Source organism: Lysobacter ciconiae (genome assembly GCF_015209725.1).
Classification (GTDB): domain Bacteria; phylum Pseudomonadota; class Gammaproteobacteria; order Xanthomonadales; family Xanthomonadaceae; genus Novilysobacter; species Novilysobacter ciconiae.
In genome coordinates this window covers 66,227-87,858 of record NZ_CP063656.1, presented here as the reverse complement: position 1 = coordinate 87,858, position 21,632 = coordinate 66,227, and the positions used below count along the sequence as shown (strand labels likewise).

At 69.4% G+C, this 21,632-nt stretch carries 17 protein-coding genes; 4 read left to right on the top strand and 13 right to left on the bottom strand.

The annotated features are described in order from the left end of the window. The first annotated feature begins 134 nt into the window (after positions 1–134). A complete protein-coding gene (locus INQ41_RS00395) occupies positions 135–938 on the top strand; it encodes an undecaprenyl-diphosphate phosphatase (RefSeq protein WP_193985264.1) in 804 nt (267 codons plus the stop codon). Positions 939–947: 9 nt separating this feature from the next. Here INQ41_RS00395 and INQ41_RS00390 read toward each other — a convergent pair whose 3' ends face one another. The 13 genes from INQ41_RS00390 to INQ41_RS00330 all read right to left on the bottom strand — a co-directional run bounded on the left by INQ41_RS00390 (position 948) and on the right by INQ41_RS00330 (position 12,747). Beyond that, positions 948–1,568, bottom strand: a complete 621-nt coding sequence (locus INQ41_RS00390; protein ID WP_193985262.1) for a YbhB/YbcL family Raf kinase inhibitor-like protein — start codon at positions 1,566–1,568, stop codon at positions 948–950. Between the two features lie 68 nt (positions 1,569–1,636). Then, positions 1,637–3,706, bottom strand: a complete 2,070-nt coding sequence (locus tag INQ41_RS00385; protein ID WP_193985260.1) for a tetratricopeptide repeat protein — start codon at positions 3,704–3,706, stop codon at positions 1,637–1,639. Between the two features lie 21 nt (positions 3,707–3,727). Further along, positions 3,728–4,726, bottom strand: coding sequence for a YheT family hydrolase (locus INQ41_RS00380; protein WP_193987113.1), 999 nt, complete (start codon positions 4,724–4,726; stop codon positions 3,728–3,730). Between the two features lie 13 nt (positions 4,727–4,739). Beyond that, positions 4,740–5,543, bottom strand: coding sequence for a lysophospholipid acyltransferase family protein (locus tag INQ41_RS00375; protein WP_193985259.1), 804 nt, complete (start codon positions 5,541–5,543; stop codon positions 4,740–4,742). Between the two features lie 142 nt (positions 5,544–5,685). Next, complete coding sequence (locus tag INQ41_RS00370; protein ID WP_407074238.1) at positions 5,686–6,171, bottom strand: hotdog fold thioesterase; 486 nt, start codon at positions 6,169–6,171, stop codon at positions 5,686–5,688. Positions 6,172–6,284: 113 nt separating this feature from the next. Beyond that, positions 6,285–6,470 carry a hypothetical protein gene (locus tag INQ41_RS00365; protein ID WP_193985257.1) on the bottom strand — a complete coding sequence of 62 codons (186 nt, stop codon included), beginning with the start codon at positions 6,468–6,470 and terminating at the stop codon, positions 6,285–6,287. 117 nt (positions 6,471–6,587) lie between these two features. Continuing rightward, entirely contained in the window at positions 6,588–6,833 is a 246-nt protein-coding gene (locus INQ41_RS00360) for a hypothetical protein (RefSeq protein ID WP_193985255.1), read from the bottom strand. Positions 6,834–6,971: 138 nt separating this feature from the next. Further along, entirely contained in the window at positions 6,972–8,936 is a 1,965-nt protein-coding gene (locus tag INQ41_RS00355) for a phospholipase D family protein (RefSeq protein WP_193985253.1), read from the bottom strand. After that, positions 8,933–9,577, bottom strand: a complete 645-nt coding sequence (locus INQ41_RS00350) for a YceI family protein (protein WP_228076636.1) — start codon at positions 9,575–9,577, stop codon at positions 8,933–8,935. Before INQ41_RS00350 ends, INQ41_RS00355 begins: the two co-directional genes overlap by 4 nt. A 38-nt stretch (positions 9,578–9,615) precedes the next feature. After that, positions 9,616–10,092: a SixA phosphatase family protein gene (locus INQ41_RS00345; RefSeq protein ID WP_193985249.1), complete on the bottom strand. Its 477-nt coding sequence runs from the start codon at positions 10,090–10,092 to the stop codon at positions 9,616–9,618. Positions 10,093–10,104: 12 nt separating this feature from the next. Next, the gene (locus INQ41_RS00340) at positions 10,105–10,734 is read right to left on the bottom strand and encodes a ParA family protein (RefSeq protein ID WP_193985247.1); all 630 of its coding nucleotides are present in this window, start codon (positions 10,732–10,734) and stop codon (positions 10,105–10,107) included. A gap of 95 nt (positions 10,735–10,829) precedes the next feature. Next, the gene (locus INQ41_RS00335) at positions 10,830–12,050 is read right to left on the bottom strand and encodes a hypothetical protein (protein WP_193985245.1); all 1,221 of its coding nucleotides are present in this window, start codon (positions 12,048–12,050) and stop codon (positions 10,830–10,832) included. A 37-nt stretch (positions 12,051–12,087) separates the two neighbouring features. Further along, complete coding sequence (locus INQ41_RS00330; RefSeq protein ID WP_228076635.1) at positions 12,088–12,747, bottom strand: tetratricopeptide repeat protein; 660 nt, start codon at positions 12,745–12,747, stop codon at positions 12,088–12,090. A gap of 220 nt (positions 12,748–12,967) precedes the next feature. On the opposite strand from INQ41_RS00330, the gene INQ41_RS00325 reads away from it, so the two are divergent. The 3 genes from INQ41_RS00325 (at position 12,968) to INQ41_RS00315 (ending at position 21,546) form a co-directional block, all read left to right on the top strand. Continuing rightward, entirely contained in the window at positions 12,968–16,651 is a 3,684-nt protein-coding gene (locus INQ41_RS00325; protein ID WP_193985244.1) for an indolepyruvate ferredoxin oxidoreductase family protein, read from the top strand. Between the two features lie 211 nt (positions 16,652–16,862). Next, entirely contained in the window at positions 16,863–19,742 is a 2,880-nt protein-coding gene (locus tag INQ41_RS00320; RefSeq protein WP_193985242.1) for a bifunctional diguanylate cyclase/phosphodiesterase, read from the top strand. A 13-nt stretch (positions 19,743–19,755) separates the two neighbouring features. Beyond that, on the top strand, positions 19,756–21,546 hold the full coding sequence (locus INQ41_RS00315) for an Mbeg1-like protein (protein WP_193985240.1): 1,791 nt from the start codon (positions 19,756–19,758) through the stop codon (positions 21,544–21,546). The last annotated feature ends 86 nt before the right edge of the window (positions 21,547–21,632 follow it).

The window sequence follows — 21,632 nt, the reverse complement described above, 5'->3', positions numbered from 1 at the left end:
AGATTTTATTCGATGACCGGGCGGCGGATGGCATTTTTTTGCGCCCCCGGGGGCCAAAGGCGGCGGTTGCCGCTATCCTGTGCCCCCTCGTGGGCGCCACCGGCGGTGCACCCGCTCCGTTTCCGGTGGTTTCCATGTCCGATACCCTCGCCGCGCTGCTGCTCGGCATCCTCGAAGGCCTGACCGAATTCCTGCCGGTGTCCAGCACCGGTCACCTGCTGATCGCCCAGCACTGGCTGGGTGCGCGCTCGGACCTGTTCAACATCGTCATCCAGGCCGGTGCGATCCTGGCGATCACGCTGGTCTTCCGCGAGCGGCTGTGGTCGCTGGCGACCGGCCTGCGTGAGCGCGAGAACCGGCTGTACCTGGCCAAGATCGGTGCCGCCTTCCTGGTCACCGCGCTGGTCGGCCTGCCGGTACGGCTGCTGGGCTGGGAGTTGCCGGAAACCGTCTCGCCGGTGGCCATCGCCCTGATCCTGGGCGGCGTCTGGATCCTCTTCGCCGAGCGCATCGCCGCCGGTCGTCCGCCGTCCACGCGGGTCACCTGGACGGTGGCGATCCTGGTCGGCCTGGCGCAGGTGCTGGCCGGGATCTTTCCGGGTACTTCGCGCTCGGGCGCGGCGATCTTCATGGCCATGCTGGCCGGCACCGGGCAGCGCTCGGCGGCGACCGAGTTCGTGTTCCTGGTCGGCATCCCGACCATGTTCGCCGCCAGCGGCTACGCGGTGCTGGAGTACTTCCTCAAGGGCAGCGGCGGTGCGGCCGGCGGCGAGGCCTGGGGCGAGCTGGGGCTGGCATTCGTCGCCGCCAGCGCGACCGGATTCATCGCGGTGCGCTGGCTGATGGGCTACATCAAGCAACACAGCTACGCCCCGTTCGCGTTCTACCGCATCGCGCTGGGCGCCGCCCTGCTGCTGTGGCTCCCGGCCGGCGGCTGAGCCAACTGGTTACAGGTCCGGATGCAGGCTGTAGGTCGCGTAGGTGTCCGCCTCGGCCAGCACATGGCCTTGCATCGCGGTCAGTGCATCGGCGGCGGTGAAGCGGTCGGGCAGCGGCAGGCGCTCGACATCCAGCGCGAACACGCGGAAGAAGTAGCGGTGCATGCGCAGGTCATTGGGCGGCGGGAACGGGCCGTCGTAGCCGCGCCAGTCACCGGCCATGGCCGGGTCATCGGCAAACCAGCCGGTGTAGTCGTTCAAGCCCTGGCGTGAGCCTTCCGGCCCGCCGGGGTTCTGCTTGCCGTGCGGCACCACGCCGTCGCTGCAGGCACCGGCGGCGATTTCGGTCACCGTGGCCGGGATATCGACCATCACCCAGTGGATGAAGTCGGTGCGCGGCTGGTCGACCGGGATCGATACGCCTTCCTTGCCGACCATCTCGGCCACCGTCGGCACGTCGGGGTCGACGCAGATCAGGACGAACGAACGCGTGCCGTCCGGGACCTCGTCCCAGGCCAGGTGCGGGTTGCGGTTGGGCGCAAACCCGAAGCCGTCGGCGGTGGGCTGGCCGGCGGCGAACTCCGCCGGCAGGGACTGGTGACGCTGGAAACTGTCGCTGTGGATGCGCATGCGTGGACTCCGTGTGGCTACCGGACCAGTCTGCCAGACGACGCCCGCGCGGGCCTGATCAGGTCGGATCAGTCCTGCGGGTAACCCAGGCGCACCGCCACTGGCGTCAGCAGGGCGAACGCATCGCCCAGCGGCTCGACGAAATCGCGCCAGCGGCCGGCCGCCATCCGGTCGGGGCCGAAGCGGCCCGGCGCCACCGCCGGCAGGCTGACATCCAGCGCGTTGGCCAGCATCTGGGCAAGGGCGGCCATGTCGTTTTCCACCCCGTCCATGCGCAGCAGGCGATGGGCGATGAGATTGTGCTCGTGCAGCTCGGCGACCTGGTCCAGCACCTTCGCCAGCCAGCGCGCGCCGGCCTCGGGCGACTCCAGCGCGAACGGCGCCGGCGCGCCGTGGGCGATCCAGTCCAGCAGCATGTCGCGCGGATCGCGCAGCGCGACCAGCAGCATCGCCTCGGGCGCGTGTTCGCGCAGCACCGTCGCCAGGGTGTTGTCCCACCACAGCAGCCAGTCGCAGATCCGGTCGGGCTTGATTCCGCGCGAGGGGAACGCGGCCCGCCATTCGGCGATCAGTGCGGCGGGGTCGGCGGCACCGCTGGCCAAGGCGTTCACCGTGGCAAAGCGCTGGAACAGATCGTTCGGCGGCATTGGCCCGAAGCGGTCGGCGAACAGCGGCGCACCGGCGGCGTGCAGGGTGCCGGCGACGCGTTCGATCAGGGAACCCGGCGCGCCCCACAGCAGCAGCCCGCTGTGACGGCTGACCTCGTCACTGTCGTCGGCCGGCCAATCGCGGGCGATGCTCGGCTCCAGCAGCGGCAGGCGCTGGGGCGCGACTTCGCTGTGCAGCTCGGCCCAGGTGGCCACCGCGGCGGCCGGCTGGCCGGCGGCCTCGAAGCAGCGCCCAAGCAGCTGGCGCAGGTTGCTGCGAACCGCCTCGTCCGTTGCGCGTGCCAGCAGGCCTTCCACGTGGCTGATGGCCGCATCCGGATCGCTCTGCAGCAGCCGGTCGAAGATCCGGGTCTCGGCCTTGGCATGACCCGGCTGCAGCTCGATGATGCGCGCGGCCAGGGCGTCGCCCTGCCCGGTCTCGCCGGCCACGTCATGCAGGGTGATGCGCGCTTCCAGCGCCGGCACGCTGTCGGGGTCGAGCTGCTGCCAGCGCTCGACGACCGCCAGTGCTTCAGGGGACGCGAACTCTTCGAACAGCAGGCGCGCGCGCCACAGGTCGATGTTGCCCGGCGCAGTTTCCAGCAACGCATCCAGGGTCGCGCGCGCCTCGTCGGCCGCGCCCAGCCGGCGCCAGGCTTCCGCCAGTGCCACGATGCTGCGGCGGTCGTCGGGATTTTCCTTGACCAGTTCCAGCAGGCGATCGCGGGCGGACTCGTCACGACCGGCTTCCAGCTCCAGTTCGGCGACCATGCGGCGCAATGCCGGGGCGGCGTCATCGCCGGTCAGCAGGGGTGCGATTTCATCAGCGGCATCGCCGGGGCGTCCCTGACGGCGCAGCAGGTCGGCGACCAGCGCGCGCAGCGGCAGCGAACCCGGACTGGCTTCCAGCAGGCTGCGGAAAGCCTGCTCGGCGAATGCCAGATGACCCTTGGCCAGATACGCAAAGCCCAGTGCATGGCGCAGCGTCGGCTCCTCCGGCCACAGTTTGGCGGCGGCCGACAGCCCGGCGAGCGCCTGGTCGGCGTCGCCCCGGCGCAGCGCCAGGTTGCCTTCCAGCGCCGCGATCTGCGGGTGCTGGTCGGTGATGCGCGCGGCGGTGCGGGTCAGCCGCTGGGCCTCCTCCAGATCGCCGCGGCCCAGCGCGAGCTGCGCCTGGATCACGTATGCCGGGAACTGGTTGGGATCCAGGCCGGTGCTGTGTGCCAGCGCCGCCTGGGCCTCGTCGAGCTTGCGCTCCTGCAACAGCAGGCCGGCGCGGTCCAGATGCAGGTCGGCGTTTTCCGGCGCCAGGCGGATGGCCGCGTCGATGGCCTCCAGGGCCGCCTCGCGATCACCTGCCAGGCGCTGCGCGTAGGCGAGCCAGCGGTGTGCGGCCGGATCCTCGGCGTGTTCGGCAACGGCGCCACGCGCAGCGGTGAGGGCTTCGTCGGCGGCGCCGCGACGCAGGGCGTCGATGATCGGTTCGTACATGGACTGCTGCTCGGGGTTCGGTCAATCGGCCATTGTATCGGCGCACGCGGCCAGCCGCTGGGCGAGCCACTGCTCGCCGAAACCCTGCAGGCGCCCGTTCTCCAGGAATCCGCAGTGGCCGCCCCAGGGCGATATCTGCAGGTCCACGCAGGGCGAGAGCCGGGCGTTGGCGAAGTCCTCGACCGGGATCACCGGATCATCGGCGGCCATGAGGACGCTGGCGGGCACCTGCAGCTGGCTGAGGCGCGCGCCGGCCAGCGAATAGCCATCGAAGTAGCTTTCCAGCGAGTCGTATTCGGTGCTGCGCTCGACCATCCACCGGGTCAGCGGGCGCATGCGCAGGCCGAGCACGCGGTCGTCGAAGTCGTACTGCTGGGGGAACAGCTCGCGCTTGCGCTGCAGCGAGCGCCGCCACTTGCCCTCGAAATGGCGCATGTAGGCCGGGAAGCCCGCCTCCATCGCGTCCATGGTCCGGGCCGGGTCGAGCAGCGGGCAGATCACCGCGACGCGGGCGATCGACAGGCCGGCGCCCGGCGCACGCAGGGCCAGGCGCAGGGCGAAGTTGCCGCCCAGCGAGTAGCCACCCACCGTCAGCGGTCGCAGCGGGAAGCGGCGGGCGAGATCGGCGGTCGCATGGACCACCTCGTCGATGCGGTTGGAATGGAACAGACCGGAATTGAGGTGATGGGTGCCGCCGTGGTCGCGGAAATTGAGCCGGAATACCTCAAAGCCCCTGGTCAGCAGCGACGCCGCCGTCAGGCGCATGTAGCCCGAATCGGCGCTGCCTTCCCAGCCATGCAGCAGCAGCGCCAGACCGCGCGCCTCCACGCCCGGCATCGCGCTGTGCAGGCCCTGCAGACGCACCCCGCCGCCGCCGTCTAGCAGGTGCGCGGTGGTGATCGCGCCGGTCGCCTCCAGCTGGTGCTCACCCATCCACTGGCGCATGCCGCTGGAGCCCAGCACGGTCTGCAGGTGGGCGTTGCGGAGCCAGCGCGGAGGGCGAAAATCGGCGGCGGTCAGCACCTCGCGTCCCTCAGCTGTTCATCGCCTCGAGGATACGACCGCGCGCCGTGTCGGCGATGCGACGGCGACCCTCGACCTGGGTGGGCAGGATCGGCTCGAGGAAGTGGATCTCCGCCACCCGCGGCGGTTCGCCGAGCAGGCGGAAGAAGTTGCCGACGAAGCGCTCGCGCGGCGCGAAGGCCACGATGCGCTGCGCGCTGCCGCCCTCGCCGTAGCGCAGCGCCACCGGCTGGATCTGCGCGCCGGCCTCCACCGCGGCCAGGAAGATGCGCGCATGGAAGGGGCCGACCTCGCCTCCGCCGCGCGTGCCACCCTCGGGAAACACGCCCACCGAGCGGCCATCGCGCAGCCGCGCGAGCATTTCCTGCAGCACGCCGCCCATCGATTCGGTGCTGCCGCGGGAGTGGAAGATCGTCTGCGCCCGGCTGGCGAGCCAGCCCACCACCGGCCAGCTGCGGATCTCGCGCTTGGCCACCATGCCCATCATCTGCTGGCTGTGCAGCGCGGCGATGTCGATCCAGCTGACGTGGTTGGCGACGAACATGGTGCCGCCGGACAGCGGCGAACCGATGCGGCGCAGGCGGAACCGGAACACGCGCATCAGCCCGGCCGACCACAGCCGGATCATGCGGTGGTCCATGCGCTCATCGCCCAACCGGATACCACCCAGCAGCGGGCTGATCAGCACCAGTACCACCGGCAGGTTGACCAGCAGGTGCCACAACAGCATCGGCACCCGGTACAGGTAGCGGAAGGTGCGCGTCAGCGGCGAGGCGCGGGCCGGAAGGGGAATGGTGGGCTGTGGCGCATTCATGACCGCGAACGATACAGCGCCGACCGGCCGCGCGGCAGGCGCGAGAGGCGTGGCGAGCGCGTGGTTCACACCGGAAGGCGGCGCGCGCCATGCGCCGGGCGCAACGACAGCCGCCTCCGAGACGCAGCCGCCGCTTGGGCTGCTAGTCGCTGGAGCGCGCGACGACGGCCAGGGTAAGGCGGGAGATGCAGGCCAGACGGCCGCGATCGTCCTCGATGCGGATTTCCCAGACCTGGGTGCGACCGCCCACATGCAGCGCGGTGGCGGTACCGGTCACCGTCCCGTCGCGCACGGCGCGCAGGTGGTTGGCGTTGATCTCCAGCCCGACGCAGACGCGGTCCTCCTCGACGCACAGGTTTCCCGCGCTGCTGCCCAGCGTTTCCGCCAGCAGTACGGAGGACCCGCCGTGGAGCAGGCCGTAGGGCTGCAGCGTGCGTGCGTCGACCGGCATGGTCGCCCGCAGGTGGCGGTCGCCGATTTCGGTGAAGACGATGCCCAGCGCCTCGATCGCGGTACCCCGCGAGAGCGCGTTGAGATGGTTCACGGTCGTGGTGCGACGGAACAGGGGCGGAGCTGGATGCGCCGCCTCCGGGGTCCCGGCCGGCGGATCGACAGGCATGTTGGTCATGCCGTCACGATAGCGGAGCCCGGCGGGCACTGCCATCACGCGCAGTCCCGGGGTCGGCTGGTGCCCCGGGCGGCTGCGCCTTCAGTGCTGGTGCGGGTGGTGCGTGATCCGGTTCAGCTGATGCGGAACATCGACTGGCTGGCGGAGGTGCTGCGGCGCGAGCGGCGCAGATAGCTCTTGCCCACGTAGCTGCTGCGGTAGAGATCGCTGCGCGCTGGCGCGGCGGCATCGGCCTGCGTGCTCTGGACGAACGGTCGGGCGCTGGCAACGGGGGTGACCTGCCCGACCGGGTTGCTCATCACGGGAGCGATTTGGACGGTACTCGGACGACGATTCACTTCTGACTCCTTTTCTTAATGATTACAATGATTTACAAGCGCTATTGTAACAGGTTCAGAGAAATATGAATAGGGGGCTCAGTGGAACCTGAACAGGGCGGGCGCGGCGCTCTCGACGTAGCGGTTCAGGCCCTTGTAATTTTCGCGGCCGGCGTAGCCGCTGCTGTGGCGATAACCCGTGCCTGGCTGGCGCTGCGGGTAACCGTGCCGATGGGCAGCGGCGAGCGCATGGGCGCGATCGCACTCCGCCCCGCGGGCGGCGTCGTTGCAGGACGGCTCCGCGGCGGCGGAGGCAAAGGACTGGGCGCGTGAGGGGATGTACATGGCGATCTCCTGATGTAGTGAATTGGTGTGCTGGTAATGTATAACACCGGTTCGAACGCGCCATAGGCCATAAGTCATGGCCCGGTTATCGTTCAGGCTTCAGCAGGTTTCAGCGCGGGGAATCGAGCGCGGCGCAGATCAGAGAATCGGCGCCAGTCCGGCACCGAAAGCGGTGAAAAGCCGGGTCGGCAGGCCCTTCAGGGCGAGATTCACTTCCGGGAAATCGCCCACCGGACGATGGCAGGCGCGGAAGCCGGGATGATCAGGCGGGATCGGCCGCGGGCATTCCGGACCCGGCATGAACTCGTAGCTGGTCGCGTAGCGCATCGGCCACAGGTCGAACACCGGCAGCCATTCGGAGAGCTTGCCGATCGAGTACTCCAGCCCCCACAGCACCGGCGGCTTGTCGCGCGGGGCGATCACCCAGGAGTTGGCCGGACTGATGTCGCGGTGGATGCTCGCCGCCAGTTCGCGCGCAAACGCGGCATCGTGGACCACGACGGCGCTTTCGGTGTTGTAGTTGTCCCCGCGCGGATCGAAGTTGTGGGTGCCCACCACACCGATCCGGCGGTCGATGACCAGCGACTTGGCGTGCATGCCCATCCGCACCCCGGCGCGTCGCAGCGGGACCGGCTCGTTGGACTGGCGGCGCAGGTGGCGGGTGGCGCCGTACTCGGTCGCCAGCGGCCGGCGGTAGCGCGCCGAGCGCAGCACGCTGCTGCGGTCGGGACGGGTGCTCGGAGGCGGCGGCAAGGGCGCGTCGACGAATTCGGGCAGGAACGCGCCTGTGGTCGCCAGGTCGATCGGCGCGTCCTCGGGAAACGGCTTGTACTCGTAGATGTTGAAACCGAAATCGCGCAGGTAGCGGCGCTTGTACTTGTAGGACAGCGCGTAGGCGATGAACGCATCGGTGGCGGCCAGCGAGTTGGTCGATACCACCACGCGCGGCGCGTCGGGGCGGTCGTGCAGGCGTTCGAAAAGGGCCTGGGCGGGGCGCGAAAGCACCAGGTAGGGCGTCTGCAGCAGCACCTCGCGGTCGGCCGAGGCGATCAGCTCGCCCAGCGACTGCGATGCCAGCGCAAACTCCGCCGGGGTGTCCGCCTCGTGCTTGCCGGGGCCGTCGGACACGTACTCCACCTTGCCGACTTCCCGGGCACGGCTGGCGAGGCGCTCGAACACCAACAGCGCATCGGCAGCGTCCTCGCGCATCGCTTCGGCCCGCTCGGGCAGGCGGAATTCGCTGGGTGCCAGCGGCGGGACGCCGCGCGCCAGCAACAGGCGGCCGACGTCCACCAGCCGCGACGGAGGCACCGCCCGGCGGTCCTCCCAGAAACGGCGGAAGTCCTCTGCCATCGCGCCGGTCACCGGCCCGGCCACCAGCAGGTCGCGATCGCGGAAGTTGTACTGCGCGTCCCAGTCGAAATAGTCGTCCTGGTAGTTGCGCCCGCCGGTGATCGCCAGCGCATCGTCGATCAACAGCAGCTTGGTGTGCATGCGCTGGTTGAGCTGCCGCCAGCAGCAGGCGGCGGCGATCGCGTACTGCGGGTAGGTGACGCGAGCCCGCCCCAGCACCGGGTTGTACAGCTTGATGTGGAAATTGCGGTGGGCGCCGCTGAGCGCCGCCAGGGATTCCACGCTCTGGATCGCGGATAGCTGGTCCATCAGCAAGCGCACGCGCACGCCGCGCCGCGCGGCAGCGAGCAGTTCGTCCAGCACCAGGCGCCCGGAATCGTCGTCCTCGTAGATGTAGGTCTGCAGGTCGATGCTGCGCGCGGCGCTGCGGATCAGGTTGATGCGCGCCAGCAGCGCATCGGTGCCGCGGTCGAGGATCACGGTGTAGTGGCGGGGCTGCTGCGGCGTCGAATCCAGCAAGGCCCGGTCGGCCAGCTGGTGCAGGGGCGAGGGCTGCGCGCAGGCATCGCTCGTATCGCACGTGGACGCATCCGAACGGGCCGCGCCGGCAATCGCATACGCGCGGTCGGCCTGTTGCGGGCTCAACGTGGCGCAGGCCGCGAGCAGCAGCACTGACAACACCACGGCGACGCGTGCCAGCGCAGTGCTGCAACGATCACCGCATCGCAGCAGCAAGGACGCCGTCCTCATCGCGCCGGGCCGTCCAGGCGCACGCGCATGGTGAAACGCACGCGATCCGACAGCACCAGGCGCATGCCGGCAATGCCGTAGTGGCTGCGGTCCACGCTGCCGCTGGCAATCGCGTCGCAATCCTGTCCGGCGCGATCACACAGCGCCGGGGCGACGACGAAGGTCTCCGCGCGGGTGGTGCCGTGCATGCGCAGGACGCCCTGCAACAAACCGCCCTCGCGGGTCAGCAGATCGTCGTGCGGCTCGGACACGAACTCGATATCGGGGTAGTGCTCGGCGTCGAAGAACGCCTCCGAACGCGCGATGGCCGCGTATCGCTCCGAGCCGGCCACATCGATCGCACCGGCCGCCAGCCGGATACGCACCTGGCGCCGGCCGTCGGGGAGGAACAGCGCCACCCCGTCGTACACCGGAAACTGGCCCTGCACGCGTTGGCCCCAGCGGGTGCGCAGCTCGAAGCCGAATCGCGTGTGCGACGGATCGAACGGGTAGGCGCGAACGCCGGGCTGGGCCGCACGCCGGTCAAAGGCGCGGAACGCCTGCCCGGCGGTTGCGGGAACGCTTGCGGAGGCGGGGGCCACGGGCGGGGTCGCCACGGGCGCAGACTGCCGCGCCGGCGCCGCCAGGGGCAGCGTCAGCATCAGCAGCAAAAAGCAGTGGGCGGGGAGTCGCGCTGCGGTCACGGCCACCAGAACGCGTCAAGCCGCGCCACGCCCGGCTCGAGCCGGGTGCCGTCGGGGATCGACAGCACTGCGACACCGCCCGGGGGCATGCCGCGGTAGTCCCCGGTGCGGCCGCTGTAGAGCAGTGCCGCCAGGAGTTCCAGGCCGGGGTTGTGGCCGACCAGCATCAGTCGCTCGACCCCGGCGCTGTTGTCGGCCAGGGCGATCAAGGCGCCGGGTTCGGCGTCGTAGATCTCCTCCTGGATGCGTTGCTCGACGTAGCCGATGACCGCCAGCACGCCTTCCAGCGTCTCGCGGGTGCGCCGCGCCGGCGAGCACAGGACGCGGTCCGGGGCCAGGTTGCGCTCTGCCAGCCAGCGACCGGCGGCCTCCGCCTCGGCCACACCCTGGGCCGACAGCGGGCGATCGATATCGGCCTGGCCGGCGGTGGCGTGTTCGGCGTGGGCATGGCGCAGCAGGATCAGTTCACGCATGGCGGAGTCTCCTCATTTGGCCAGCCATTTCAGCAACGGCTGCCAATCGGACTGGTGGTCGCGGACGTTCGCGGAATGGTAGTCAAACAGGCTTTTGCCCAGGCCGGCCAGGACCACATAGGCCTGGCTGTCGCGCAACCGGGCGACGACCGGATACGGCCAGCGCTCGAGCATGGCCAGGGTTTCGCGCGAGGTGCTGGTCCACGGGCGAAGACGGTTGGCCACCAGGCCCACCTTCAACTCGCCGCCGCGCACGCGCGGATGGCGGGCCAGCGAATCCAGGAACGGCACGCTGGCCTCGATGTCCAGCAATGATGGCTGGATCGGCACGACCACCGCGTCGGCGACGTCGAGGAAGCTCTGCAGCTCGTCGGCCATGGCCCCGGCCGGGGCGTCGATGATCAGCCGCTCGGTATCGGAGGGCACGCCGCGCTGCCATTTCCAGCGGTTGGTGCCATCCACCGGCAGCACTGCGGAGTCGAGCGCCGCGCGGCGCTGCGCCCAGCCGTGGGACGAGCGTTGCGGGTCCGCGTCCACCAGCGCGGTGCGGTGACCCTGCAGCGCGGCATTCGCGGCCAGGTGGGTGGCGATCGTGGTCTTGCCTGCCCCACCCTTGGATGTGGCCACCAGCACCGTCTTCATCGCATCTCCCGGGTTTGCAGGCTGCGCTGCGCGTCAGGCTGCAGCGTACAACACCGGGAGCGCGCGTCACCCACGAAGTGGGACGGGACGTGCGGTCAACGTGGTTGCCGCGGCAGCTGCCACTCCGTCGGCGGCGCCGTCGCAATGCCGGCGTGGGACAACAGTCTGGCCATGGCGCCCAACTCGCCATCGCTGGCGACCCAGCGGGCATACTCGCCCGCGCCCGGTGTCCCGCCGCGATGCGCGACCCCGCCCAGATCCGCCAACAAGGGCAGCGATTGCTCCCGCCACCAGGCCAGCTGGCGCAGCCTTGGTGTCCACTGGCCGGTCAGCCCGGGGTCCAGTCCGATCAGCAGCCGAGTTGCCATCTCGGCGTAAGGGAGGGTGGAATCATCCGCGGCCAGACGGGACAGCACCGCCTTGCAGTCGGCGCGCAGGCCGGGGTCGCGCGCCAGTTGCGCCGAGCCCGGCGCGCAGAAACGGCTCACGCCCTGCATCGGTGCCAGGGCGATGGCGGCCCATTGCCCGAGTGCCTGCATGGCCATCCAGTCGGCCGCGGTTCCGGTACCGGTGGCGGCCTGCATGCCGGCGGACGTACGCGCGTCCATCGCCGGCACGGGCGCTCCGGCGCGCGCGTCCAGCAAAAGGCTGAGCAATGGGCCGCTGTGCGGTTGGTAGCGCGGGGCGACAGCGGCCGCATGCAGATCCTCGCGGGCCGCGCGCGGATCGCCGGACTCCATCGCCACGCCGTTCGCCCACAGGTGCGCCGCGGCGTTGTCGCCGTCCACCTGCAGCAGCCGCGCGATCGCGGCGTCGCGATCGCAGCCCAGCACGTGGCAATCGGTGACCTCCACCCAGGCGACCACCGGATCGGTGGGACCGAGCTGGCGGGCGCGCGCGAACCAGCCGCGCGCCTGCAACCCCAACACGCCGGGGGCATCGCCGGCCGCTGCGTCCTGCACCGGCATGATCATCATCGCGCCCAGCAGGCTGCGCACATCGCCGCGCTGCGCCAGAGCCTGCGCGTGCGCCGCCATCGCCGGCTCGTAAGCGCGGCTCCAGGCTTCCATCGCCGCCTGCGTGGCGGGATCGTCGAGCACGGCATCCGCGCGTTGCTGCTCCGGCGAACGTGGCGCCACCTGCTGCAGGCATTGCGCGATGCGAGCGTCGTCACCGAGCGCCATGCAGGCTTCGGCGGCGGCGGCGGCGCGATCGATCGCGGGAGCCTGCCCCGTCGCAGTCGCGGAGCCGGCGAGCGACAGCGCCGACAGCAGGGCTACAGCAAGCGTTCGCTCAAGCAGTCGTTTTTGCAGCATTCCGTTGCTCCGGTCGTGGCTTGTGCTCAGCCGCGGATCAGCGCCATTGCGGTGGATCAGCCTGCCATGCCTGCTGCACCTTCGCGAGCGCCTCACGCTCGGCGGGTAGCCAGTCGGGCAGCAGCTCGTCGAAACGGTCGGGATAGGTCCAGCGGTCCGGATGGGTGCGCACGGCGGCCGCATACCACTCCACCGCCTCGTCCTTGCGGTCCAGTTGCCACAAAGCCAGCGCGAACGTGGGCGGCATCCAGTCGGCGGTGACGTTGCGCGCCCTCATCAGCGTCTCCCAGCGCGCCAGCGCGGCTTCGGCGTCGCCGTTGCGCAGCAGGTCCCAGCCGTAGTTCCACAGGACCGGCCGGTACAGGATGTCGGTCGTGCCCAGGTTGCGCAGCGCGCGGTCGTACAGCTCGATGCCCAGCTCGGGCCGGCCGCCGGTCATGGCCACATGGGCCAGCTGGGCCGTCTCGGCCTGGGCACGCGGCTTGCGCGCGACCGCCTTGAGCAGTGCTTCGGTCAACGCATCGCCCTCGCCCTGGATGGCGACCACCGGACGCGTCGTGCGCGCTTCTTCCGCGAAATAGAACTCGGATGCAGGCACCAGCCGGCTTTGTGCCGCTGCTGCGCCGGTCACCAGCAGACAACCTGCCAGCGTCGCAGCCAGAACCCGGCCGCTGAGCGGCCGCTTGAAATTGAACATGCACATTCCCCCCTGGATTGCGCGCTCATGGTAGCGCGTGCAGACCGCGGGACAAAGCCGTGCGGCCGCGGCACAAAGGCATTGGCTGCTAGACTCCCGCGGCTGTGCCGACGACGCGCGCGCCGGTTCCGCCGGACCCGATCCGTGCATCAGCAGCGTTTCCCGATCCGACCCCGACCCCCGCAGCCATCGCGCGGCCGCCGCCGCGTCGGAGCCCCGCATGACCAGCACCGCCCAGCTCTCCTCGCCGGCTTCGGCCCACAGCGCCACGCTCGCCGATCCCGACTACGGCCTGGACCACAAGTACAGCCGCGAGACCGGCCGGATCTACCTGTCCGGCGTGCAGGCGCTGGTGCGGCTGCCGCTGATGCAGCGCCTGCGCGACCAGGCTGCCGGCCTCAACACCGCCGGCTTTGTTTCCGGCTACCGCGGCTCGCCGCTGGGCGGTTTCGACCTGGAGCTGTGGCGGGCGAAGCAGCACCTGGCCAAGGCGGGGGTGAAGTTCATCCCGGGCCTCAACGAGGACCTCGGCGCGACGATGGTCTGGGGCACCCAGCAGACCAACCTGTTTGAAGGCGCCAAGGTCGATGGCGTGTTCGGCATGTGGTACGCCAAGGGGCCGGGCGTGGACCGCAGCGGCGATGTGCTCAAGCACGCCAATGCCGCCGGCACCAGCCCGCTGGGTGGCGTGCTGGCGCTGGCCGCCGACGACCACGCCTGCCGCAGCTCGACGCTTCCGCACGGTTCGGAGGGCGAGTTCACCAGCGCGATGATGCCGATCCTCAACCCGGCCGGGGTGCAGGACATCCTCGACATGGGCGCGATCGGCTGGGCGATGTCGCGCTACACCGGGCGCTGGGTCGGCTTCAAGACGATCGCCGAAACGGTGGAGTCCTCCGCGTCCGTGGACGTCAATCCGCTGGCGCTGCAGATCGTCACCCCGGACGACTTCGAGATGCCGGCCGGCGGCCTCAATATCCGCTGGCCGGATCCGCCGCTGGACCAGGAGATGCGCCTGCACCGCTACGCGGTCAAGGCGGCGCAGGCCTTCGCCCGGGCCAACGCGATCGACCGCATCGTGATCGATTCACCCAACCCGCGGCTGGGCATCATCACCACCGGCAAGTCCTATCTGGACGTGCTGACCGCGCTGGAATACCTCGGTTTGGACGAGCGCGCGTGTCAGGATCTGGGCATCCGCGTGTACAAGGTCGGCATGACCTGGCCGCTGGAGCCGGTCGGCCTGCAGCGCTTCGCCGATGGCCTGGCCGACATCGTGGTGGTCGAGGAGAAGCACGCCTTCATCGAGAGCCAGATGAAGGAGGCGATGTACAACTGGGGCGGCGCCACGCGTCCCTCCATCGTCGGCAAGTACGACGAGCAGGGCCACTGGATCCTGCCCAGCACCGGCGAGCTGACGCCGGCGACGATCGCCGGCGTGATCGGCCGGCGCATCCAGAAGTTCCATGACAACGAGCGAATGCGCGACGTCATGCGCTGGATGGCCGAGAAGGAAGCCGAACTGGCGCTGCCGCGGGCGCAGTTCCCGCGCGTGCCGCATTACTGCTCCGGCTGTCCGCACAACCTCTCCACCGCGGTGCCGCAAGGCTCGCGCGCGCTGGGCGGCATCGGTTGCCACTACATGGTGACCTGGATGAACCGCAGCACCGACACCTACACGCACATGGGCGGCGAAGGCGTCACCTGGGCCGGGCAGGCCGCGTTCACCGATACCGGGCACGTGTTCCAGAACCTCGGCGACGGCACCTATTTCCACTCCGGCACGCTGGCGATCCGCCAGGCGGTGGCGGCCGGGGTCAACATCACCTACAAGATCCTCTACAACGACGCGGTGGCAATGACCGGCGGCCAGCCGGTAGACGGCCAGCTCAGCGTGCCGCAGATCGCCCACCAGGTGCGCAGCGAAGGCGTGCACGCGATCGTGGTGGTCTCCGATGACATCGGCAAATGGCGGCGCCGCGACCTGTTCCCGAATGATGTCGAGTTCTTCGACCGCGCCGAACTGGACGCGGTGCAGAAGCGCCTGCGCGGCGTGAAGGGCACCTCGGTGCTGATCTACGACCAGACCTGCGCGACCGAAAAGCGTCGGCGCCGCAAGCGCGGCAGGATCGTCGATCCGGCCAAACGCGTCATGGTCAACTCGCTGGTCTGCGAGGGCTGCGGCGACTGCGGCAAGAAATCGTTCTGCGTGTCGGTGTTGCCCAAGGAAACCGAATTCGGGCGCAAGCGCGAGATCGACCAGTCCAACTGCAACAAGGACTACAGCTGCACCACCGGCTTCTGCCCCAGCTTTGTCATCATCGAGGGCGGCGGACTGAAGAAGAAGTCCGCCAGCAACGCACTTGACCGCCTGGCCAACCTGCCGATGCCGGTACTGCCGACGCTGGAGCGGCCGTGGAACATCCTGATCACCGGCGTCGGCGGCACCGGCGTGGTCACCATCGGTGCGCTGCTGGGCATGGCCGGGCATCTGGAGGGCAAGGGTTCCAGCGTGCTCGACCAGACCGGACTGGCGCAGAAGGGCGGCGCAGTCACCAGCCACATCCGCATCGCCAACAGCCCGGCCGAAATCCACGCGGTGCGCATCGCCGCCGGCGAGGCCGACCTGGTGCTGGGCTGCGACATGGTCGTGGTCAACGACTACTGGGCGCTGTCGAAGATCCGCGGCGGCCGCAGCCAGGTCGTGCTCAACAGCTACGAGGCGATGCCGGGCAGCTTCACCACCCGCCCGGACATCCAGTTTCCCGCGGCCGACATCATCAGTGCGGTGCAGACCGCGCTGGGCGGCGAGAAGCCGTTCGTGGTCGACGCCACCCAGATCGCCACCGCCCTGCTGGGCAACGCGATCGGCAGCAACCTGTTCCTGCTGGGTTATGCGTGGCAGCGCGGGCTGGTGCCGATCTCGCTGGACGCGATCATGCGCGCGGTCGAGCTCAACGGCGCGGCGATCGAGATGAACAAGACCGCCTTCGCCTGGGGCCGGCTGGCGGTGATTGACCCCAACGCGGTGGCCGATGCCGCCGGACTGGTGCGCAACCAGCCGACCGCGGCGGAAGCCACTCCGCGCGACCTGCCGATGCTCGGCGCCGGCGACTGGGAAGGCAGCGAGTTTGCGAGCCCCTCGGCGCCGCTGGCCGGCCGCAAGGAAGACGAACTCCGCCATGTCCCGCAGAGCCAACCGGGTGACAAGGTCGCGTTCCTGCCGATGGACGACTCGCGCCTGTCACGCTCGCTGGACGAACTGATCGGCCGCCGGGTGCAGTTCCTCACCGAGTACCAGGACGCGGACTACGCGCGCCACTACGCCAGCCTGGTCAACCGGGTACGCGACGCGGAGGCCGGCAAGGCGGGCGGCAGCACCGACCTGACCGAGGCGGTCGCCCGCTATGCGTTCAAGCTGATGGCCTACAAGGACGAATACGAAGTCGCTCGGCTGTATACCAGCGGCGAGTTCCTGCGCCAAGTTGAGCAGCAGTTCGACGGCGACTACAAAATCAAGTTCCACCTCGCTCCGCCGCTGTTCGCCAAGCGCGACGACAACGGCCAGCTGATCAAGCGCGAGTTCGGCCCGAGGATGTTCACCGCGTTCAAGTGGCTGGCCAAGCTGCGCACCCTGCGCGGCGGCAGGCTGGACATCTTCGGCTACACCGCCGAGCGCCGCGGCGAGCGCCAGCTGATCGTCGACTACTTCCAGACCATCGATGCCCTCCTGCCCCGGCTGGACCGTGGCAACGTCGCCCTGGCGGCCGAGATCGCGTCCATCCCCGAGCAGATCCGCGGCTACGGCCACGTCAAGGAAGCGCATCTGGCCAAGGCCAAGGCGCGCGAGGCGGAGCTGTTGCAGGAGTGGTCCAACCCGCTGCGACTGGTGCAGGTGGCATGAGTTCGCGTTAAAGCTTGGCGCGGGGCGGCCGATAGCGGGGTCAGGCTGGAATGTCTGGCCCGCTGGAGCGCCCCATGCCCTACCGATCCACTGAACGCCGCAGGCAAGCTTTCCGATTCGCAGCCGGCGACGGCGCGGGCTTGCGTCAAGTCCGCTCCCTGTCGGTCAACGGCAGGTTGGCCAACGGCGGGTTACTCGACGGCGGGCCGCCATGAACGCCATCGACGGCGCATTTGCGGCCTGGCGGGAAACCCTGCTGGAAGCGCGGACGGTGGACCAGCTCGTCTGCGCCATTGAAACCGTCGCGGCAGCGCTGCCCGGGATCGACGACTCCAGGGTGATCTGGGAGCGCGACGCAGAGATCGAGGGCGGCGGCGACAGCGACAGGACTGCGTCACTGGATCTGCCCGCCAGCAACGCCGTGCTCGCGGTCACCGCCGCCGACGGAAGCCATCCCGCCGCGATTGCCACTGCCCTGGCGCCGGGCGTCGCGACCGCGGACCCGCTTCTCCAGCGCCTGCGCCGCCTGGCTGAACTGGAGCAGGAGGTGGTCAAGCTGCAGAACTCCGAGAAGATGCAGCGCGCCCTGTTCGCGATCTCGCAGCTGTCGGGCTCGGATCGGGACATGTCGGAAGTCCTGCGCGGCATCCACGACATCGTCGGCACGCTGATGTATGCGGAAAATTTCTTCATCGCCCTGCTCGATCCGACCCACGACACCATCCGTATGCTGTACTTCGTGGACGTCGAGGATTCGCCGCTGTTTGAGGAGCTGCCCCGCGAGGACCTGAAGCATTCCGCCACCTGGTACGTCCTGCGCGACGGTCGGCCGCTGCGAGGCAGCCGCGAATACATCCGCACGCAGGTCGATGGCCCGCTGCGCCTGGTGGGGACCTACAGTTCGGACTGGCTCGGCGTGCCCATGCTGAGGGACGGCGCGGTCCACGGCGCCATCGTCGTGCAGAGCTACGAGCCCGGCGTGGAGTTCAGCGAGACCGACGAGGACCTGCTGGAGTTCGTTGCCAGCCACATCCTTACCGCCGTTGAGCGCAAGGGAAGCAGCGAATTGCTCGAACGCAGCGTCAAGCTGCGCACCCAGGAGCTGGCCCAGGTCAACTGCGACCTTCAGCTGGAGATCGCCGAGCGCCAGCGCGCCGAGCGGCTGCAGAGCGCGATGTTCCAGATCGCCCAGCTGGCGAACGAGGACACCGACGAACACGCCTTCTTTGCCGGCATCCATGACGTGGTGCGCCAGCTGCTCAACGCCGACAACTTCTTCATCGCCCTGCTGTCGGACGATCGGACGCGTCTGGAGTTTCCCTATCTGGTCGACCGCCACCACGACGACCTGCCGATGCACCGGCCGCTGGCGCGCGGGCTCAGCGAATACGTGCTGCGGACCCGGCGCGCGCTGCTGGTCACCCACGATGAGGCGCTGGACCTGATCCGCCAGGGCGAGGTCATCGACCGGCCCGGCCAGGGAAAACCGTCGGAGTGCTGGCTGGGGGTACCGCTTTTCTCGGGCGACGAGGTGGTCGGGCTGGTCACCGTGCAGAGTTATGACTGCCACGTGCACTACACGTCAGCGGACCAGGAGCTGCTTGTCTTTGTCGCCTCCCAGATCGCCAACAGCCTGCTGCGCCGGCGCAATGCCCAGTTCCGCCAGAAAGCCTTCGCGCAGCTGGAGGAGCGGGTGGCGGAGCGCACGCTGGAGCTGCGCAGCCAGATCCGCGAGCGCGAGCTGGTGCAGCAACGGCTCGAGCACGAGGTCATGCACGATGCCCTGACCGGGCTTCCCAACCGCGGCCAACTGCATGAACGCGTCGACGCCGTGCTGGCCCGCCGGCGTGCCGAACCGGGCTCGTTCTGCGCGTTGCTGTATCTGGACGTCGACCGCTTCAAGCTGATCAACGACAACCTCGGGCACCTGGCGGGCGACGCGTTCCTGCGCGAGATCGCCCGCCGCCTCCAGTCCTGCGTGCGAAAACCCGACCTGGTGGCAAGACTGGCCGGGGACGAGTTCGTCGTCCTGCTCGAGCAGGTCGGCCGTGACCGCGACGGCGCGCGCGCACCGGCGGCGACGATCGCCGAGCGGATCCTGGAGGTGATCACCGCGCCGATGCCGATCAGCGGCCGCATGCTGGAGCCCTCGGCGAGCATCGGCATCGTCATCGGCGATGGCCGGTACACGCATGCGGACGAACTCCTGCGCGACGCGGATATCGCGCTGTACCGCGCCAAGGCCCTCGGGCGCTGCCGTTGGCAGATGTACGACCAGTCGATGCACGGCTATTCGGTGGACCTGCTGGCGCTGGAAGCCGAGCTGCGCCAGGCGATCGAACGCGACGAGCTGGAGCCCTACCTGCAACCCATCGTGCGCCTGGACGATGCCACCATCGTCGGGCGCGAGGCCCTGATGCGCTGGAACCATCCGCAGCGCGGGGTGCTGTGTCCAGGCGACTTCCAGCAGGTCGCCGAGGACAGCGGCCTGATGGAGACCATCGACTGGCGCATCTTCAAGCGCAGCATGGCCCACGTCGCCACCATCCACGACGACACCTACCTGACGATCAACGTGATGCCGCGCCACCTGCAACGCGAGGACTTTGCACGGCGCCTGCTCGACCTGCTCGCGCGCACCGGCCTTGCCCCGAGCCGACTGGTCATCGAGGTGACCGAAGGCTCGTTGCTGGACGATTCCGAGCGCGTGCGTTCGGTGCTGGGCCAGCTCCGCGACGAGGGCGTCGGCATCGCTCTGGACGATTTTGGCACCGGCTATTCCTCGCTCAGCTACCTGCATGCCTTCCCGCTGCGGATGATCAAGATCGACCGCACCTTCCTTGCCTCCCTGGGCGAGCCGGGCAACTGCGCGGCGGTCGTTTCAGCGGTCATCTCGCTCGCGCGGGCCCTGGACATGACGGTGGTCGCCGAGGGCATCGAAAGTCCCGAGCAGCGGAAGCTGCTGCTCGACCTCAGCTGCGGATTCGGTCAGGGCTACCTGTTCGGGCGCCCGGCCTCCTTCGCGCCTCTAGGGTCCGCCCCAGCTACCGCCGCGCCCGGCACTGCCTCTATGGTCGGGACAGGCGCCTAGAAGGAGGCGGGACATGTTGATCGGCCAGGGTGGACTCAGCGGACTCACCAACCGCTTGCAGATGTTGGCACCGTTGCAGAACCTGCAGCGGCCAGCACCGTTTTCGCCGCTGTCACAGGGACCCGGTGGCCTGCGCGAACCGAGCTACCACCCGCAGCTGGCGTCGCTGGCGCCGGCACGACTGGCACCGCAGGCCCCGCCGTCAACTCCGAGTCCCTATGCTTTGCCCGCCGGCAGCACGCTGAAGGACGCCACCAGCGGCACCCGGGCGCAACCCTTTGACGTGACGATGTCGCAGCTGGCGACCTCGGTCTACGGGACGCGCGGCGCGCCGCCCGATGGCTGGAGCGCGGTCAGCGACGCGATGCTGGAATCGCGCGGCATCGACGACCCGGCCACCTGGCGCCAGGAGTTCCTCGGCGGCGTCGAGCAGACCACCGCCAACCAGTTCAAGGCCGAGGTCTACACCGACGGTGAAGGCAACTTCGTGCTCGCCTATCGCGGCACCGCCGAGGGCGCCGCCGATTGGGGCGACAACTTCCAGCAGGGCCTGGGCTTTGAGACCGGTGCGGCGGACAAGTTCACCGGCCTGGCGGCCGACAGCGCGATCGAGTTTGCGCGCGTGTTCGGCGACGGAGAGGCGGGCGCTGCGACCAACCTCGCCATCACCGGCCATTCGCAGGGCGGCGGCCTGGCCTCGGTGGCCTCGCTGGCCACCGGCATCCCGGCGGTCACCTTCGACGCCTCCGGCATCCACCCCAACACCTTGGACCGTCTGGGCATGGCCAGCCCGCAGCAGGCGCGCGACATCGCCGAGGGTGGCCAGATCCGCGCCTACTCGATGAAAACCGACCTGCTGACGCGGGTGCAGGAGTCCGGTCCGCTGTCGCTGGCGGCGCCCGACGCGCTTGGCACCAGGATCGTCGTCGAGCCCAAGGGCATCGACCAGCACACCCTGACCGGGCGCGCGGCCAAACACGAGTTCGACCTGCCGCTGCTCGGGCAGGCGGGAGCCAATGGCCTGGTGGAGGCGATGCGCAACAGCGGCATCCCGGTCATCAGCGGCGTCGGCCAACTGGCCTACAACGCGCTCAGCCACAGCCCCAACCTGCTCACCGACACGATGATCGCGCGTGAACCGTGGCAGGCCGGCTACCAGAACCCCTCGGATTTCGGCAAATCCCTCCACGACATGGTGCCCGAGGGCCTGCGCGATGATTTCGCCCGCAACACCCACGAGGTCGCCGATGAAGTCAACGGCGTGCTCAAGTCCGACATGGCCGACGGCAACCACCTGCAGGGATCGGTGAAGATCGCCGGGCATGTGGTTGACGGGGTGATCGACTCGGTCGGCGATACCATCCACCACACCGCGGAAAGCGTTGCGGCGCGCGTGGATGAGCGCGTCGCCGGCCCGGTGGGCGACGTGTTGGCCGGCGCGATCTCGATTGGCGGCAAGACGGCCCAGTTCACTGCCGACAAGGTCGGCGACGGGATTGAGCAGATCGCCGCTGCCAATGGCGCGGCCCTGCAAAACACCGTCGACGGCGCCGTCTGGGCGGGAGGCAAGGCGCTCGAAGGCATCCAGTGGACCGGCGAAAAAGCGATCCAGGGCACTACTTGGGTGGCGGGCAAGACGGTCGATGCCGCCAGGTGGACCGGCGAGAAGGTCGTTGAGGGGGCAAAGTGGACCGGCAACAAAGTGGTTGAAGGCGCCACTGCGATCAAGGATGGTGTGACCAACACCGGCCGCGCGATCGGCGAGGCCGTCTCCAACTCGCGGGTCATGCCCTGGAACTGGTAAATGCGTGCAGGATCGCCAATAGACCCGCTTGTCAGGGGGCGCCTCACCGGCGCCCTTTTTGCCGCGTTCCTCCTTTCCGCTACCGG